Raw genomic sequence first — 17258 nt, 5'->3', positions numbered from 1 at the left:
ACACCGCCGCGCTCAAATATGCATGTTTCGCGCTCAAAGAGAACCCCGCCGCGCTCAAATATGCATGTTTCGCGCTCAAAGAGAATCCTGCCGCGCTCAAGAAAGCGAGGTTCGCGCTCAAAGAGAATCCTGCCGCGCTCAAGAAAGCGAGGTTCGCGCTCAAAGAGAATCCTGCCGCGCTCAAGAAAGCGAGGTTCGCGCTCAAAGGGAGGCCTACCGCGCTCAAGAAAGCGTGTTTCGCGCTCAAAGAGAATCCTGCCGCGCTCAAGAAAGCGTGTTTCGCGCTCAAAGAAAAGCCCGCCGCGCTCAAAAATACGTGTTTCGCGCTCAAAGGGAGGCCTACCGCGCTCAAGAAAGCGTGTTTTGCGCTCAAAGAGAACACCGCCGCGCCCAAATATGCATGTTTCGCTCTCAAAGAGAATCCCGCCGCGCTCAAATATGTAAGTTTCGCGCTCAAAGAGAATACTGCCGCCATCAAAAAAAGACCTCGCAACCATCTGCGAGATCCTCATAGTTCATTCACAAACCAATACTTGTCTTAAAAACAATCCTTTTTTCGCAATGCATCGATCAACGATACGAAAACCAGCTTCGTCCACCATATGATCAATCGTTTCAATGGTTACGACGACTAGTTTTTTCACGAAACGGCGTGCTTCCTTCAAAATTTCAAGTTGTGCTTCAGGTGTAATATGTGTAAATAAGTTATACGGCATGTCGATAATCGCAACGTCATAATCTTCAACGACATCTGCAATTGGTCCTAAATTCACTTCACCTTCAAGTCCAAAATAGGCAATATTCTTTCGCGAACCCAAAACGACGAGTGGGTTGATATCGCGTCCGACAATATTGATGCCCATCGACAAACCTTCAACCAGCACGGTTCCAATGCCACAACAAGGATCGATTGCCCGGACATCTGCTGGATGCGGCACTGCAATGTTCGCAACCGCCCTTGCAACACGAGTACTTAGCGCTGTCGAATACATATGCGGTTTTTTCTGATGATGAAACCAGACAGCTTCACTTTCCACCAATTTTCCGAAATACCACTGATCATCCAATTGAACGACGCCGAAAACAACTTCAGGATTGTTGAAGTCGGGGTCCCCCTGGATACACATACCTACTTCGCGTTCAATACTTCGCCGTTCAGGATGTCCGATCTTTTCAGTCGTATCTAGTGCAAACGTGTTTAAACTAGCAACCTTGAACGTAGCACCCTCCAATTGTAGATGCTTAACTTGTTCCAAAATGGCCTCCAAGTGATCACCTTGGTAAAGAACGTCAAGCCGCTCCTTCATAAATGGACTGCGGCTCGGGTGAATCTCAATGTCACTTTTTAACACATTCGACTGCTTATCAAAGCCGAAAAATGATCGCATCTCCAGTCGACAAAGATCGTACTCATCTGTATGACGTACATATGTGTATATGAATTCCGTGTTACTCAACGACTTCCCATCCTTCACTGCGCATCTTCTACGGCCACACCCAACTTGAAAATGAAGTGATAAAGCATTTGATACACATCGTCGAATGAGTTGTTTTCGCTAAAACCGCTCACAAAATTCAATGCGAAATTCACATCCCATAACCCGTCTTCACCGGAAAACATGACACTATATTTCACGCCATCACCGCTTAAATTAGCCTCAAGGAAGCCTTTTATCGCGTCTCCGAATTTCTTTTGCAATTTTAGTCCGAACAAGGCCGTATACGTTTCGAATACATCATCGAATTCAAGTGCAACGGCATCAATTCCAATTCGTTCAAATTCATTTGATTCTACATAGATGAATTGATTTTGGTTTTTCTTCAAATAGGATACCGGCGTATTCAAAAAGTCCGTATTCTCAGTGTGGATCAATTCCTCGGTCTCTTTGTCGCAGAGTTCGATCACGTGGAAGTGAATCGCTTTTTCGACGACAGTTACATCATCTGAAAGTAATTGGTGCTTCCGTGCGTAATCTTCCTCAAAATGCATTAGCCCGATATTATCATCATTCACATTTTTAGCTATATAGTTTTCCAACTGTTTTTTTAACATCTAAAATCAGCTCCTTCACATCTATAGTATAGCCTACATCTCTTCTTAGGTCTTTTTTTTCAACTGCAAATGAGTAATGCGTCATCTATTTAGTGATGAATCTTATAGTCAATCGTTAAAAAAGGAATCGAGAAAATCGTCATGTTATGTTGTGCATACAATTGCCCAGCCCCAATTTCCTTGATGATAAATGATTCTTCAATGGGCAACTTGAATGTATGTCCCTTCCCATAAGCTAAATAAGTGCCTGCATCAGACTCCGGTGAGCTCGACTTCTTGCTTGTCAGCTGCAAATCATCACCAATCTGATTCAATTCCAATACCCCAATCATCGTTGAAAACGGCAGTGGTAAAGCGATGTTCATATAGGTCCGTCCATCGCTGATATGCTCTGAATAAAGGGCGATAAAAGCAGGCGCATCCTTGAATTTCCGTACCCAAGCCCGCACCTTGTCGCGGCCATCTATTCCTTCCCGTAGCGTCAATAGGTCACCGGTCATCTCTTCATACTTACGATGCATCGGTAAGTTGATTTGCTGCATGTTTCGACTAACGAATTTATAGAGATAGGCTAACGGTTTGAACCATCGATGCCATTGAACTTTTGCGACTAGCTTATAATGCAACGTATTTTCATAAAAAGAAATGATGGCAGGTGATAGTGTCTTGCAATCGATTTGAGGCTCGTAAACGCGCATATCGTCTACCAACCCCCAATGCGTACCGCTACACTTTCCTTCCAGGACTTTTTCACCAATTACACCCGTTCCCCGAATTTTGCTGATGGGAAATGTGGGGGGACGGAAAGTGGAAGCGGGAACAAACAATGCCCAGCCTGCAACACCAAGCAATGCAAAGACAATGCAATTTAAAAAGCCATGAAAAAGGAGCATCCTATCTATAGTTATATAAACGATGCCAAGTCGATGGCCAACTGCATACAGTAGTGAAAAAAGAATGGTTATCCCGAGTGATGAAAAGGAAATGCGAACAAACCACGTTTGTAATTGATTGGCAAAAGCGGTTGTCCATGCAATGAAAATCAACCCTGCCAAGCCTACAATATACAAAATGACAGAAACCACTTCAATCCATACTGAAAACGTTATGCCGATTGCTACAATTATAGGAGATAGTAATAAGACACTACAAATGAATGGATAAAGCCTATGTTTGGAAAATCGACCAAGGAAACCGATGAAAAGCGGCAACAAAAATGCAGAGTAATGAAAATGGATGGCCGTCAACCAAGTAAGAAGGGGGCTGAAGCCCGTGTCAATCTCCATGATATATGCAAAGAACCAACCGCCGCCCATCGCTACATACATAAGGCCAATGTCAATCGCAAACTCTTCCAGATGCGTGAATCCTCGTTTAAGGAAGCGGCGCATTCCATAGATGGCTATGACAATCGTGAACAAGAGATAGATCCCCGCAAGTACGCCATCCCATTTGGATGAAGTGAATTGAAGCAACGCAACCGCCAGATACGCAGGCAGCGCAAAGTACATATAGGTTCTTGAAAACCAATCGCCCTTTACCATCACAAGCCGCAATGCGATGGGAACATAGACAAGTTGTGCAACAGTAAGCATAAGAAATGGCCATCGATCTGCACTGAAAATCATGACGACAATGAAAAACAGGATATGGAAGCTTGCGAAGTTACGCATCTTCATGGGCGTTAAACTCCCCTTCATAAGAAAATACCGTACCAATCAGCGGATTCTGTACCGCAACGCTAATTTTATAACACGCACGCGCTTCATTATAGTTTTCTGTAATGGTTGCAAGTCCTTGGAAAATACGCGGCAACGGGATTCCTAACTTCCCGAGTATCAGTTTTTGATTCAACGATTTGATCGTCAAACCACCTCCATCTGTGACGGAAAGTGCCAAGTCTGAATACACCAGTGCGGGTTCCCCAAGATAATCCTTCACAATACGAGATTCCAAGTCAAGACTCATAAGCGCGTTAAAATAACGCTTTTTTCGTCCGAAATGAAAAATCCGCTCCCAGTGAACCTGCTCTTCGCCCGCATCTCCAACAAATGCCGTATTCCGAATGGTAAACGGTATTTCATGTCCGTGTTCAGGAAAGAGAAGTTTCCAATATGTGCCCATATAAAAAAGAGGGAAGAGCCATTTGGGCCCTCCTTTGATGGTCTTCATGATGCCGGAAGCCTTGAACACAGCCCCTGCGGGAAGATCATATCTCTTTTGCAACATGGGATGCAGACGGTAAAAGTCTTGCCTCAGTGCATTTTTATAAATCGACATATGAACACCTCATCTCTTTCGTTTGCAGCTAGTCGCAGTGGGGAAGTCTTTACTTGCAAACCATCCAATTACTGACAGTACAATAAGTGAACAGTTAAATGTTACGGGATTAAATGGATGCACTGCAGTAGTTGGATCTGCAATCAATGCAACTATCAGAAGGAGTGGGAAAACGATAAGTTGCAATGCGAATAAATGTCTCTTCCGTCGATAAAAGAGCCATAACAGGCCGAATAACCCTTCAGCAATGCCGATGGTCAATACAGCCGTCGCACTCTGTCCCTCAGTAAGTGAAAATGCACGTCCAACCATTGTACGTTCCAGTGGGTGCATTGCGATGATTTTCGGAACGAGTCCTTGATAGAGCCAAATGAATGCAAATAACAAAGTGATCAAATAGGTACTGAAAAATCGGGAGTATTGGGAACGAGGTGCTTCACCTTTTTCAAGCCATCTCTTCAACACGTCGAAACTAAGTGCGGTTGCCCAACCGATAAGTGGACGGAAAGCCATTTTGTCAGCCAAGTTGCCTATCCGCCCGAAATTCGTATCGTAATCATACTGCGTCAAAAATTTCACATCGTTTTCCCGGGGCTCGTATTTCCAGTATCCTCTTCCTTCTCGGATAGGCGAGATCCATTGGTCCGTCCCGAATTGAAGTGAGGAAGAGCGCGTACCATCCTCTTTATGGAATTCCCCGCTGCTTTTCCCCCAACCATCCACTTGCAAGAAGGGTAGAACGGTTCTTGTGTATGTAAATGTCTGTGGTTCTCCCTCTTCTCTTGGTAAATAAATGATAGAGGAGAATCGTAGATCCCATTGTTCATGCATGGAAGGTGTTTGGGATGCTTCCCAAATCCGTTCGATATCTGCCTGTATCGGTATTTCCACGTATATTGGCTTTCTTTTCATAGCACTCACCTCAATTGATTTTAAACGAAAAAAAACTGGATATTGCAATCTAACCCGACTTGAATTATAATGCATATAAATGTATAAACATACACTGGGAGGAGCTGACTGGTTATGAAACTTTGGGGCGGGCGTTTTACAAGTCGTGCAGATGAAATAATGGAGCAATTCAACACATCATTACCTGTCGACCATCGATTATATAATGAAGATATCGCAGGAAGCTTAGCGCATGTTACGATGCTGGTTCACTGTGATCTAGTGACGCCCGAAGAAGGTGAACTCCTTGTTAACGGGCTTGACTCCATTTTAACAGATATTGAGTCAGGCGCTCTCAAAATCGAGGGGAATTATGAAGATATCCACTCTTTCGTGGAAATGCATCTGACGAAACGCATCGGTGAGACAGGGAAGAAGTTACATACCGCGCGCAGCCGGAATGACCAGGTGGCTGTTGACATGCGCTTGTACGCGAAAAGTAAAGCGTCGGAAGTCATGGATCACCTTCAAATGCTTATCGATTCATTGCATAAAAAAGGGGCCGAGAATAACGTCATCATGCCGGGTTATACACATTTACAGCGGGCACAAGTCGTGACGTTCAGTCATCATCTTGGCGCATACGCCCAAATGTTTAAACGGGACAAAAAACGGATTGGGAATGCGATTGAAATTCTGGATGAAAATCCACTGGGATGCGGAGCGCTTGCCGGGACGACCCATATGATTGATCGCGATATCACAACGGCTTTATTGCACTTTTCTAAGCCTGTGGATAACTTTCTCGATGGCGTTAGTGACCGGGATTATTTGCTTGAATTAATGTCGGACTTCTCGATTGTGATGATGCATTTAAGCCGTTTAAGCGAAGAACTCATCTTGTGGAGTAGCCAAGAATTTAAATTCGTCACCATGTCGGACGCCTACTCGACAGGCAGCAGTATCATGCCGCAAAAGAAAAATCCCGATGCAGCTGAATTGATCCGAGGGAAAACGGGGCGTGTATATGGATCTCTTTTCGCCTTGCTGACAACGTTAAAAGGGCTACCACTAACTTATAATAAAGACATGCAGGAAGATAAAGAACAGTTTTTCGATTCACTTGACACGGTCATGGATTGTATTGAAATCATGTCAAAAATGATTGATACATTACACGTGAATGCGGACCGTATGAAGGCGGCTATTAAAGGTGGATTCCTGAATGCGACCGAAGTGGCCGATTATTTGGTGAGCAAAGGAACGCCTTTCCGTGACGCACACGGAATTGTGGGACAGCTGATCATTTATTGTGAGGAACAGGAAAAGACAATTGAGGATTTAACGCTTGAAGAATTGGCGAAATTCAGTACAAAGATTACTGCTGATATATACGACTACATCGATTATGAAACGATTATTACAAAAGGGAACAAGAAGTTAATGAAAGAGGTTGGGAAGTAGTCAATGAAGTGTTCGGAGGACTAAAGAGTTCCCATATATGTTGTTATAAAAAATCCTTCTAACACCGCTCGGCGCTAGGGGATGCCTCCCGCGATAAGCCGGACAGAAAACCGCTGTCAGTCTTATCGCTTCGGCTACCCAAGTAGGCGCCTTCGCTAGAGGTTACTTTCTACTTGGTGCTTCCCAGTCTATATAGTATAAGTGGATATTATGCTGTTAAAGTAGAGTTTTACAGAAACTTTGTCCACTATCCAATTTTCAAAGCGCATCTCTTCACTTGTTCAATAATCTCTAGCGTAGGAGTCACACGAGGTCGCCGGAGCAATAAGACAAGAAGCGTTTTTCTACTTGGCTTATTGCGGGAGGCATCCCCTGCGACGAAGCGGTCTATCAGGGAAACTGTCTGTATTAATTTCAAGTTTAAGAATGATGGATATAAGAAGAAAAAGAGAAAAGTGTTATCCGTGAAGGATAGCTCTTTTCTCTTTTTTGCACATGTACTATTGATTCCTAATCTTTTCAATTGCTACTTCGGTACTGTAAACACGAGTGTTCAAGACATTCGTTCGGTTTTCGATAAGTTCTTCCATTGATTTGTTGAATACGCCGAAGTTATCCACCAAATCTTTTTTTAAATCGAAATGATTTACTTTCAACTCTGCAAGGTCGTGGCGTATTTCTTTTTGTCCTTGCTCCAAAGAATCTAACCGTTTATCCATGTTATCCAACCGATTATCCATGTTATCCAACCGACCATTAATATTCTTTAACTCGCCAAGAATTTCCTTCAGCATTACTTCCACAACTTGTCCCTCCTTAAAAAGTTAATCATACAAAGGGTTGTTTCAGGTACCGACTAGTATAGCATATTTTGTCCGGAAATTCGAGTGGAAATCGCACAACAGGAGTTAGATGAGTGACTATTCATTCAATTCCTGTTACAGTACAACTAAAATATAAAGTATTATCAAGAATGGGAGAGTGAGTCCGTTTGTTACAAGTATATGAGAAAGAAGACATAACTTGCGTTGAAATGACTGCTCAAAAAATGAGTAAAGTTTTTGCATTTTTGGTAGATGGTATGCTAATCGACACGGGAGCCCAACGCTTTGAATCTGAGTTAATTCCATTTTATGAAGATGTTTCGTTCGACTTAGTTGCTTTAACGCATAGTCATGAGGATCACACTGGCACCGCTCCGTGGATTCAAGATAACCGTGATGTACCGTTTTATATTCATTCAAAGGGAATCGATATTTGTTCACAGTCAGTTCCATATCCGAAATATCGTCAAAATACTTGGGGGGCCCGAAAAGAGTTTAAAGCCCTACCTATCAAAGATACTATCCAATCCCGGGAGAAGGAATGGAAAGTGATAGATACACCTGGGCATGCAGATGATCATGTTTCTTTATTTAATGAAGAAACGGGAACGTTATTTTCAGGTGATTTATTTGTAACCCCAAAGACAAAGGTAATTATGCGAAGCGAGTCGATTCCTCAAATTATGGATTCAATTCGAACTGTTCTTACTTATGACTTCGGAGCGATGTTTTGCTGTCATGCGGGGTATATACAAGATGGGAAAGTGAAGATGAAGCAAAAGTTGGAGTATCTTGAGAATCTTTACGGAGAAGTAAAGAATTTGCATGAAAAAGGGCTTCTAGTTGAAGAAATTGATGAAAGGCTTTTTCCGAAAAAGTATTCGATTACTTTTGTTTCTGAAGGGGAATGGGACTCTTTACATATTGTTTCTTCTATATGTCTGGGATTGAGAGCAGTCCATTGAACACCGCTTCGGCGCTTGGGGATGCCTCCCGCAATAAGCCGAACAGAAGAGCGCTGTTCGTCTTATTACTTCGGCTACCCCTGTAAGGCGCCTTCGCTAGTTATTAACACATATACAACACAGCCGGCGCCAATTTCTGGCACCGGCTGTGTCTTTATTTTCAACCCATTATATTATATCCGCCATCAATATACGTAATCTCACCCGTTACACCGCGAGATAGATTACTTAGCATGACGATTGTCATATCGGCGACTTCATCTTGTGTTACATTTCGTTTTAAAGGGGCTTTTTCTTCTACTTGTGACAAAATCGTGTTGAAAGAAGGCACGCCTTTTGCTGATAGTGTTCGAATCGCGCCTGCAGAAAGGGCATTGACACGGATATTGTCTTTTCCTAAATCCGATGCCAAGTATTTTACAGATGTTTCGAGAGCCGCTTTTGCTACGCCCATCACATTATAGCCATCAAGGACACGTTGGGCACCTAGGTAGCTCATTGTAACGATTGAGCCGCCATCCGTCATATAAGGTCGTACTTCCCTTGCTGTTGCAACGAGGGAATAAGCACTTGTATCTTGCGCAAATGCATAACCGCTTCGTGTTGTTTCTACGAAGTCATTTTTCAAATCTACCGCATGAGCGAACGCGAGCGAGTGAACGACTCCGTGAATCGTACCAACTTCTTCACCGATTTTCTTAAATGCTGCGTGGATGCTCTCATCTTCGTTCACATCACATTGTACGATCATCTTCGCTTCGTAGTCGCCGGCAACTAGCAACTTTTCAAGTTTTGCCATGGAACGTTCTTTTCGGTAGGTGAATATGACATTCGCCCCAACCGTAAAGAGTGATTTTGCCACTCCCCAAGCGAGACTTCGCTCATTTGCAACACCCATCACAACGATATTTTTACCTTGTAGTTTAAATAAATCCTCCATAATAGCCTCCCCATTCACTTAAGTACTAGCCAATACCTATTGTTAGTACCAGATACTAATGGAATTATAGCACATTCACACCAGTATGAAACGAGGAATGTCTATTTTTTATCTGCCTATCCTTTATTCGACTTCTTTCTTTTGATCATAAAGTAGATGGCTGCTGCAACAAGTACCAGTAGGACAATGACGGGTATATTTCCAATAATGAATACAATTAATGCAGATCCCGCAGCAAGCATGAAGTTCGTACTTGTGGCAAGTTGTTTTTTTGTTTTATCCCAAGTATCCAAGTTTTTACGATCTACCGCAGGGACGATTACTTGATTTTCGAAAAGGGAGAGTTCTATCGTTGAAAACGATGTCTGGTTTTCAAGGTAGTTCATCTTACCGACAATCAATTCAATTTCTTCTTGGACTTTCGCCAAATCTGAAGAAATCTTCAACAAATCCTCTGTCTTTTGCGCATTGCCCATAAATTCAAGTAGACGAGTCTCAACTGCCCGTTTGGATTTCACTCGGGACTCTAAATCTACATATTGTTCGGTGATGTCCTGCCCCGTCACATTACGTTCCAAAATGTCTGCAGACGCCTCTTCAGTATCCTTCAAGAAGGATTGGAAATGCTTCTCGGGAATTCGAACGATCATATTTCCGTTAACAGCCTCGTCGTTTTCCTTATACACATTCGATTCAACGATGTATCCACCGTATTCAGCAACTTTCTTTTCAATCTTCACTTGGGCTTTATCTAAGGATTTCACTTTCACCCGCAATTGTGCCTTATGGATAATCATTCGTTCGGTTGTTTCAACTTCCTGTTCATCCACCACTTGATCGTCACCGACGGATTTGTCCATTGAACTTTCAACTGAAATTGCACTAGATTCAGATGTTGCAGAATCGGCTTTTGATTGTTCGCTCGCACTACAAGCCGTCAGTAAAACGAACAGGCTTACCAGTAACGGAATGAATACTCGTTTACCCTTCATACCTAAATCACCCCTATTTAACTAGTTAGACGATTCACTAAGGAATAAGGTTACACTAACTAATAAAATGAAAACGCATTCAAAAATGAAATATCTGTAATCTATAAAAATACTGTTGACTTTATAATTATGCATGCCTATACTAATTCTAACTTGTTTTAGGAGTGATTGAAATGAAAGTAGGAATAATTGGTGCTTCAGGATACGGGGGACTGGAGCTTATACGTTTGCTGCATACCCATCCTGAAGTAGAAGACGTCGTACTGTTCACTTCATCAGAAGAAGGAACCATTTTTTCGGATAGGTATTCACATTTACTGAATATCTACGATCGGCCGCTTCAAAGCATCGAACTTGAAAAGTTAGCTGAATTCGATGTTGTTTTCTCAAGTGCACCGGCTGGCGTTGCAAGCAAACTACTTCCTCCATTAATCGGTAAAGGTCCTCGACTTATCGATTTGTCAGGAGATTTCAGATTGAAAGACTTGGCGGTATACGAACAGTGGTATAAAAAACAAGCCGCACCTGCTTCGGCGATTGCGGAAAGTGTTTATGGGTTAACCGAGTGGAATAACGATGCCATTCAAGAAGCGCAGTTAGTTGCCAATCCAGGTTGTTATCCGACGGCAGTGCTTTTATCGTTGCTGCCTTTACTAAAAGATGGGTTGATTGATCCCAGTCACTTGATCATTGATGCGAAAAGTGGTATTTCGGGAGCGGGTAACAAACCTAGTCAGATGACGCATTTCAGTGAAACGAATGAGAATACCGCCATCTATAAATTACATCAACATCAACATATACCGGAAATTGAACAAACGATTGCACAATTCACGGAAAAAACAGTGCCTATTACATTCAGCACACATCTGGTTCCTATGACAAGGGGAATCTTAACGACGAGCTATGCACCTGTCACAGAAGGTACCACCGAAGCAGACCTCTTCGATTGTTTGAAAGAGACGTATGCCTCGCATCCATTTGTTCGTGTTGTGCAGGAGACGGATAAGTTCGGCACCAATCAAGTGTACGGCTCGAACTATTGTGACATCCATGTAAAAGTGGACCCGCGGACGAATCGGGCAACAATCGTCTCCGTAATCGACAATTTGGTGAAGGGAGCCGCAGGGCAAGCGGTTCAAAACATGAACGTCCAATTCAAGTTGGCGGAAACGACAGGTCTTTTACACATACCGGCATTCATCTAAAAAACGAGGAGGAGTACGATGACAACACTAACATCAGCAATGAAACGTATTTCAGGGAATAACATTGTATCTCCAATCGGTTTTAAAGCCGAAGGAATCCATTGTGGGATTAAACATAAGAAAAATGATTTAGCGCTACTTGTAAGTGAAGTACCAGCAAGTGTTGCGGGAGTCTTTACAACAAATGTCGTGCAGGCGGCCCCTTTACTCGTTACAAAAGAAGCGGTGGAAAAGTCAGGTAAAATGCAAGCGGTCATCATCAATTCAGGAAATGCGAATGCCTGCACAGGGAAACAGGGATTGGCAGATGCGCGCACCATGCAAATGAAAACCGCTGAAAAGCTTGGAATAGCACCCCACTTGGTGGGCGTCGCTTCGACAGGTGTAATTGGTGAAATGATGCGTATGGAGCCGATTATCAAAGGGATAGAAAAGTTAAAGCCGAATGCCGAGTTGGAAGGCTCCATTAATTTTTCACAGGCCATTTTAACAACGGACACCATTACAAAAAATACTGCTTACCATGTCATGATTGACGGTCGGGAAATTACGATTGCGGGGACTGCGAAAGGCTCGGGGATGATCAACCCAAAAATGGCGACAATGCTTGGTTTCATCACAACGGATGCCGATATCGAAACGGTGCATTTGCAGGCGGCGCTGAAAACGGTCACGGACGTTACATTCAACGCCATCACTGTCGATGGTGATACATCAACAAATGATATGGTGCTTCTTATGGCGAATGGAATGGCGGGTAATGAACCGTTGACGCCTCTCCATCCAGAGTGGGAGGTATTCATCCAAGCATTGCATGCCGTTTCGTTGGATCTAGCGAAAATGATTGCGAAAGACGGGGAAGGTGCGACGAAACTTATTGAAGTCGAAGTGAACGGTGCGATTTCGGATAACGAGGCTCGGATGATCGCAAAGACGGTTGTAGGTTCGCCACTTGTGAAAACGGCCGTCTTTGGGTGTGACGCGAACTGGGGCAGAGTCATTGCGGCGGTTGGTTATAGCGGGGCAACCGTGGATCCGGATTTCATCTCCATTCAGATCGGTCCCACAACCGTCGTCGAAAGCGGGGAATCTGTTCAGTATTCCGAAGAAAAACTGATTACCTATTTAAAACAACCCGAAGTGAAAATAGTTGTTCATCTCCATCAAGGCAGAGGGCAAGGAACAGCATGGGGGTGTGATCTGACATATGACTACGTACAAATCAACGCAACATACCGTAGCTAAGCGGATGGTGATTAAACTAGGCGGCAGTATGCTAGTAGAATTGAACGCTGATTTCTTCGCTACTTTCGAACAGTTCCAGGAAGCAGGTTATGAAGTCATCGTTGTACACGGTGGAGGGCCGGCCATCAATAAGGAGCTCGCCAAAAACCATGTGGCTTCAACTGTCCTAAATGGCATCCGTGTAACATCGGAGGACGCGATAAAAATTGTTCAGTCGACAATTATCGGCCAAGTGAATCCTGCGCTTGTGCATCAGTTGAACCGCGCGGGGATAGAAGCAATCGGTCTTAGCGGTAACGATGGCAAACTGCTCACTTGTTCTTATTTGGATGAATCGGTCTACGGCTTTGTAGGTGACATTCAGCATGTCAATGTGGAACTCATTGAAAAAGTTCTTGCTGCAGGGCTTGTGCCGGTCATTTCTTGCATCGGTTCAACTGACGATGGAACACCACTTAATATTAACGCGGATACTGTTGCAAGTAGGCTGGCACTCGCTCTGGGAACGGAAAGTCTGCTATTGGTGACGGACACGGCAGGTATTACGATCGATAATAACGTACAACAGATTGCTTCACCTTCAGCGATTTCTGCGTGGATTGCTTCAGGTGAGATTCACGGTGGGATGTTACCGAAAGTTGAAGCTGCGCTTGCTAGTTTACAAGCGGGCGTTCCTTCCGTACAAATTGTCGGGCGGCAGTTACGTGGAACGCTCATTACTAAAGAGGAGGCGTTGGTATGAGTTCATTATTCAACAATTATGCACGGCGTCCAGTTCACCTTGTGAAAGGGAAAGGCACAATCGTCACGGATGATAAAGGGAAAGACTACCTCGATTTCACAAGCGGTATCGCTGTCGTCAGTCTAGGTCATGCCCATCCCGCGATTGTAAAAACAATCCAACAGCAAAGCGAACAATTATGGCATGTTTCAAATCTCTTCGAGAGCCCCGAGCAGGAAACGTTGGCAGCAGCCTTGGTTAAGGATACGCATCTGAGTCACGCTTTCTTTTGTAACAGTGGTGCAGAAGCGAACGAAGCAGCCATTAAGCTTGCTCGAAAACATACGGGGAAAAATACAATCATCACGTTTGCGCAATCATTCCATGGTAGGACGTTCGGGACCATGTCTGCGACGGGACAGGAAAAAGTGCGTCAAGGATTTGGTCCGCTGCTCGAATCGTTCAAAATCGTACCCTACAATGATAAACAACAACTTGAGGCGGCGCTCGATGGGGATGTAGCAGCGATTATGCTTGAAGTCATTCAAGGGGAAGGCGGCGTCGTCCAAATCGATTCCGACTTTGCACAGCTTATTGCTGACAATTGTTCTGCAAAAGGGATTTTATTGATTGTCGACGAAGTACAGACCGGGATTGGCAGGACAGGAACATGCTATGCATACGAACAAACACCTTTAAGACCGGATATTATAACACTGGCGAAAGGATTAGGCGGAGGATTTCCGATTGGTGCCATGCTTGGAACGGCCCAGCTAGCGGACTCATTCGGACCCGGAACGCATGGCTCGACTTTCGGCGGCAATCCTTTGGCTGTTGCAGTCGCCCAAACAGTGGTCGATCATGTATTCGTGCAAGACTTTTTACAGCAAGTTGAAGATAAAGCCAATTATCTTATGGAAAAGTTGCGAAATGAATTACCTCAAGATAGATTTTCCATTCGAGGAACAGGCCTTCTACTCGGCATTAAATGCGAGGATGAAGTCCAGCCATTCATTCAACAAGCGGAAGATAAGGGGTTACTTGTTGTGCAAGCGGGAACGCATGTTATCCGTCTATTGCCACCGTTAACCGTTACAAAAGAACAACTCGACGAAGCTGTGAAAGTGCTATCAGCTATCCTCGTTAAGAAGCCTGCTACCCAAAAAGTTTTAAATTAAATGCATGCCGGTACTCGCATAATTGAATTAAGGTGTTCAGCGAAATACTATTCAAAAAAACAGCTAGAAAATAAAGCGAAACAGATTCACTTTTGAGTGGATCTGTTTTGTTTGTTTATAATATTTCAAAAAATGGTAATTAGACTAGTATAATTATTTTGATATTCACTTGATTAATAGTCTTGTAAGAGCTATCATATTGTTAAGTATTCCGAACATACCAACCAGTAGGTATGTACTCTGAAAGGTGGAAAAGGACGAATGGATTTTTCATATTCAACAAAAACAATTGAATTACAAAAAAAACTAACCGCATTTATGGAGGAATTTGTTTATCCGAATGAAAAGACGTACGAAGACCAAGTGAACAATGCAGCGAATCGCTGGACGGAAGTGCCGCCAATCATCGAGGAGTTAAAAGAAAAAGCGCGTGAACACGGGCTTTGGAATTTATTCCTTCCCGATAGTGAGCTAGGGGCGGGGTTATCCAACCAGGAATATGCTCCACTTTGCGAAATTACGGGTCGGTCTCCCATCGGTCCGGAGGTGTTCAATTGTAATGCCCCCGACACTGGCAATATGGAAGTACTTGTCCGTTACGGAACGGAAGCACAGAAGAAACAATGGCTGGAACCACTTCTTGCTGGGGAAATTAGATCGTGCTTTGCGATGACCGAGCCCGACGTCGCTTCTAGTGACGCAACTAACATTGAAGCAAGCATTAAACGCGATGGGGACGAGTATATTCTAAATGGACGAAAATGGTGGACGTCCGGCGCGGGTGATCCGCGTTGTAAATTCGCGATTTTCATGGGGAAAACCAATCCGGATGGTCCACGGCATGAACAACAGTCGATGATCCTTGTACCACTTGATACGCCTGGGGTGAAAATTGAACGGATGCTGACGATTTTCGGCTATGATCATGCACCGCACGGCCATGGGGAACTTACATTTACGGATGTTCGAGTACCCGTTGAAAATATCATTTGGGGAGAAGGAAAAGGATTTGCCATTGCCCAAGGGCGTCTTGGTCCGGGACGCATTCACCACTGCATGCGACTGATTGGTGCGGCGGAGCGGGCGCTCGAAGAAATGTGTGTGCGGGTGCAAGACAGAGTTGCGTTCGGTAAATCACTTGCCAATCAAGGTGTTATTAGAGAATGGATTGCCGACTCACGTATTGATATTGAACAAGCTCGTCTTCTTACATTGAAGGCCGCATATATGATGGACACAGTAGGCAATAAAGAAGCGAAAGCGGAAATTGCGATGATTAAAGTTGTCGCACCGAGTATGGCGTTACGCGTCATTGACCGAGCTATTCAGTCATTCGGCGGGGCAGGGGTAAGCGGCGACTCGACGCTTGCATCCCAATGGGCAGGTGCCAGAACACTACGTTTTGCTGACGGCCCGGACGAAGTGCATCGTAATCAGATTGCGAAACTTGAGCTAAAAAAACACGCGTATTCAGGAAAGGGGAACTTACAATGAACGTACTTGAACTATTCAACTTAAAAGGGAAAACAGCGATTGTTACAGGTGGAGGAAGAGGACTTGGTGCACAAATTGCTGAAGGGTTCGCAGAAGCGGGTGCAAATGTCGTCATTTGCTCACGCAACTTGGATGCATGCATGGAAGTAAGTGACAAGCTAAAAGCGATGGGCGTTGAATCGATCGCACTCGCTTGTGATATTACCAATCAGGAAGACGTCGATCGAGTGGTTGAAGAAACGGTGAAGCGATTTGGATCGATCGACATTCTTGTTAACAATAGTGGTGCAACATGGGGCGCTCCAGTTGTAGATATGCCGCTTAAAGCTTGGCAGAAAGTGATGGACGTCAACGTAACGGGTACATTCCTCATGAGTCAAGCAGTAGGGAAAGCGATGATTGAACAACAAAGTGGAAAAATCATCAACATCGCCTCTGTCGCCGGACTCGGAGGAACGAATCCACAATTCATGGACACAATCGGCTACAACACAAGTAAAGGGGCCATTATTACATTCACAAAAGATCTTGCTGCAAAATGGGGACAACATAATATCAACGTCAACGCCATCGCACCCGGCTTTTTCCCAACAAAAATGTCAAAAGTGCTGATTGAACATGGTAGCGAAATGATTTTGTCCGGTACGCCACTTAATAGACTCGGTACAGAAGAGGATTTAAAAGGCGTCGCACTATTCCTAGCATCCAAAGCATCCAGCTATGTAACGGGCGATGTGATTGTCGTAGATGGTGGAGCACATGCAATTTAACTAGACTGCTACACAACCGGTTCCAGTTACTGACAACGGATTCCATGGAATCCATCGTTCGAATGATTCTATATAATCTCCAGCGAAGGCGCCTTACCGGGGTAGCCGAAGCAATAAGACAGACAGCGGTCTTTGAGGCCACTGAAAAACTAACCTTTCAGGGAACAGTTCGGTTGTTAGACAAAAAAAGCGACTAATTTCCATCCATTTTGGAAATTAGTCACCTTTCCTAC

17 protein-coding genes are annotated in these 17258 nt (G+C 44.0%); 9 read left to right on the top strand and 8 right to left on the bottom strand.

Translation table 11 applies throughout. From position 1 onward, the window contains the following. The coding region (locus tag FILTAD_RS15760) for a hypothetical protein (protein WP_160117556.1) at positions 1-542 on the top strand (542 nt) is incomplete at its 5' end. Here FILTAD_RS15760 and FILTAD_RS03900 read toward each other — a convergent pair. From FILTAD_RS03900 to FILTAD_RS03880, 5 genes are all read right to left on the bottom strand, one after another. Beyond that, positions 516-1457, bottom strand: a complete 942-nt coding sequence (locus FILTAD_RS03900) for a TRM11 family SAM-dependent methyltransferase (protein WP_238988134.1) — start codon at positions 1455-1457, stop codon at positions 516-518. The genes FILTAD_RS15760 and FILTAD_RS03900 overlap by 27 nt on opposite strands. A 14-nt stretch (positions 1458-1471) precedes the next feature. Further along, positions 1472-2053: a branched-chain amino acid aminotransferase gene (locus tag FILTAD_RS03895; protein ID WP_124069208.1), complete on the bottom strand. Its 582-nt coding sequence runs from the start codon at positions 2051-2053 to the stop codon at positions 1472-1474. 89 nt (positions 2054-2142) lie between these two features. Next, positions 2143-3732 (bottom strand): YndJ family protein, encoded by a 1590-nt coding sequence (locus tag FILTAD_RS03890; RefSeq protein WP_238988133.1) that lies wholly within the window; start codon positions 3730-3732, stop codon positions 2143-2145. Further along, on the bottom strand, positions 3719-4333 hold the full coding sequence (locus FILTAD_RS03885) for a DUF4166 domain-containing protein (protein WP_124069207.1): 615 nt from the start codon (positions 4331-4333) through the stop codon (positions 3719-3721). Before FILTAD_RS03885 ends, FILTAD_RS03890 begins: the two co-directional genes overlap by 14 nt. A gap of 9 nt (positions 4334-4342) precedes the next feature. Further along, on the bottom strand, positions 4343-5245 hold the full coding sequence (locus tag FILTAD_RS03880) for a DoxX-like family protein (protein ID WP_124069206.1): 903 nt from the start codon (positions 5243-5245) through the stop codon (positions 4343-4345). A gap of 114 nt (positions 5246-5359) precedes the next feature. Here FILTAD_RS03880 and argH point away from each other — a divergent pair, with 114 nt between their 5' ends. Continuing rightward, positions 5360-6688 carry an argininosuccinate lyase gene (gene argH / locus FILTAD_RS03875; RefSeq protein ID WP_124069205.1) on the top strand — a complete coding sequence of 443 codons (1329 nt, stop codon included), beginning with the start codon at positions 5360-5362 and terminating at the stop codon, positions 6686-6688. 500 nt (positions 6689-7188) lie between these two features. Here argH and FILTAD_RS03870 read toward each other — a convergent pair whose 3' ends face one another. Continuing rightward, on the bottom strand, positions 7189-7491 hold the full coding sequence (locus tag FILTAD_RS03870) for a hypothetical protein (RefSeq protein WP_124069204.1): 303 nt from the start codon (positions 7489-7491) through the stop codon (positions 7189-7191). A 188-nt stretch (positions 7492-7679) separates the two neighbouring features. On the opposite strand from FILTAD_RS03870, the gene FILTAD_RS03865 reads away from it, so the two are divergent. Then, positions 7680-8477, top strand: coding sequence for an MBL fold metallo-hydrolase (locus FILTAD_RS03865; protein ID WP_124069203.1), 798 nt, complete (start codon positions 7680-7682; stop codon positions 8475-8477). A gap of 160 nt (positions 8478-8637) precedes the next feature. Here the strand turns inward: FILTAD_RS03865 and FILTAD_RS03860 are convergent, their stop codons facing one another. Further along, positions 8638-9417, bottom strand: a complete 780-nt coding sequence (locus FILTAD_RS03860) for an enoyl-ACP reductase FabI (protein WP_124069202.1) — start codon at positions 9415-9417, stop codon at positions 8638-8640. Positions 9418-9533: 116 nt separating this feature from the next. Beyond that, the gene (locus FILTAD_RS03855) at positions 9534-10409 is read right to left on the bottom strand and encodes a DUF4349 domain-containing protein (protein WP_124069201.1); all 876 of its coding nucleotides are present in this window, start codon (positions 10407-10409) and stop codon (positions 9534-9536) included. Between the two features lie 173 nt (positions 10410-10582). Here FILTAD_RS03855 and argC point away from each other — a divergent pair, with 173 nt between their 5' ends. The 6 genes from argC (at position 10583) to FILTAD_RS03825 (ending at position 17025) form a co-directional block, all read left to right on the top strand. Continuing rightward, a complete protein-coding gene (argC, locus tag FILTAD_RS03850; RefSeq protein WP_124069200.1) occupies positions 10583-11617 on the top strand; it encodes an N-acetyl-gamma-glutamyl-phosphate reductase in 1035 nt (344 codons plus the stop codon). Between the two features lie 18 nt (positions 11618-11635). Further along, on the top strand, positions 11636-12862 hold the full coding sequence (argJ, locus tag FILTAD_RS03845; RefSeq protein WP_124069199.1) for a bifunctional glutamate N-acetyltransferase/amino-acid acetyltransferase ArgJ: 1227 nt from the start codon (positions 11636-11638) through the stop codon (positions 12860-12862). Beyond that, positions 12825-13604 carry an acetylglutamate kinase gene (argB, locus tag FILTAD_RS03840; RefSeq protein ID WP_124069198.1) on the top strand — a complete coding sequence of 260 codons (780 nt, stop codon included), beginning with the start codon at positions 12825-12827 and terminating at the stop codon, positions 13602-13604. Before argJ ends, argB begins: the two co-directional genes overlap by 38 nt. Beyond that, positions 13601-14761, top strand: a complete 1161-nt coding sequence (gene argD, locus FILTAD_RS03835) for an acetylornithine transaminase (RefSeq protein ID WP_124069197.1) — start codon at positions 13601-13603, stop codon at positions 14759-14761. Before argB ends, argD begins: the two co-directional genes overlap by 4 nt. Before the next feature lie 261 nt (positions 14762-15022). Next, the gene (locus FILTAD_RS03830; RefSeq protein ID WP_124069196.1) at positions 15023-16255 is read left to right on the top strand and encodes an acyl-CoA dehydrogenase; all 1233 of its coding nucleotides are present in this window, start codon (positions 15023-15025) and stop codon (positions 16253-16255) included. Then, positions 16252-17025: an SDR family oxidoreductase gene (locus tag FILTAD_RS03825; protein WP_124069195.1), complete on the top strand. Its 774-nt coding sequence runs from the start codon at positions 16252-16254 to the stop codon at positions 17023-17025. Before FILTAD_RS03830 ends, FILTAD_RS03825 begins: the two co-directional genes overlap by 4 nt. The last annotated feature ends 233 nt before the right edge of the window (positions 17026-17258 follow it).

The organism is Filibacter tadaridae (assembly GCF_900609045.1).
GTDB classification, from domain to species: domain Bacteria; phylum Bacillota; class Bacilli; order Bacillales_A; family Planococcaceae; genus Sporosarcina; species Sporosarcina tadaridae.
This window is presented reverse-complemented; position numbering and strand designations above follow the sequence as displayed.

Bases quoted from the DNA above. Each gene is read 5' to 3' on its own strand.
- FILTAD_RS03895 (WP_124069208.1), bottom strand. From the start codon at position 2,053: ATGTTAAAAAAACAGTTGGAAAACTATATAGCTAAAAATGTGAATGAT.
- FILTAD_RS03890 (WP_238988133.1), bottom strand. From the start codon at position 3,732: ATGAAGATGCGTAACTTCGCAAGCTTCCATATCCTGTTTTTCATTGTC.
- FILTAD_RS03885 (WP_124069207.1), bottom strand. From the start codon at position 4,333: ATGTCGATTTATAAAAATGCACTGAGGCAAGACTTTTACCGTCTGCAT.
- FILTAD_RS03880 (WP_124069206.1), bottom strand. From the start codon at position 5,245: ATGAAAAGAAAGCCAATATACGTGGAAATACCGATACAGGCAGATATC.
- argH (WP_124069205.1), top strand. From the start codon at position 5,360: ATGAAACTTTGGGGCGGGCGTTTTACAAGTCGTGCAGATGAAATAATG.
- FILTAD_RS03860 (WP_124069202.1), bottom strand. From the start codon at position 9,417: ATGGAGGATTTATTTAAACTACAAGGTAAAAATATCGTTGTGATGGGT.
- FILTAD_RS03855 (WP_124069201.1), bottom strand. From the start codon at position 10,409: ATGAAGGGTAAACGAGTATTCATTCCGTTACTGGTAAGCCTGTTCGTT.
- argC (WP_124069200.1), top strand. From the start codon at position 10,583: ATGAAAGTAGGAATAATTGGTGCTTCAGGATACGGGGGACTGGAGCTT.
- argJ (WP_124069199.1), top strand. From the start codon at position 11,636: ATGACAACACTAACATCAGCAATGAAACGTATTTCAGGGAATAACATT.
- argB (WP_124069198.1), top strand. From the start codon at position 12,825: ATGACTACGTACAAATCAACGCAACATACCGTAGCTAAGCGGATGGTG.
- argD (WP_124069197.1), top strand. From the start codon at position 13,601: ATGAGTTCATTATTCAACAATTATGCACGGCGTCCAGTTCACCTTGTG.
- FILTAD_RS03830 (WP_124069196.1), top strand. From the start codon at position 15,023: ATGGATTTTTCATATTCAACAAAAACAATTGAATTACAAAAAAAACTA.
- FILTAD_RS03825 (WP_124069195.1), top strand. From the start codon at position 16,252: ATGAACGTACTTGAACTATTCAACTTAAAAGGGAAAACAGCGATTGTT.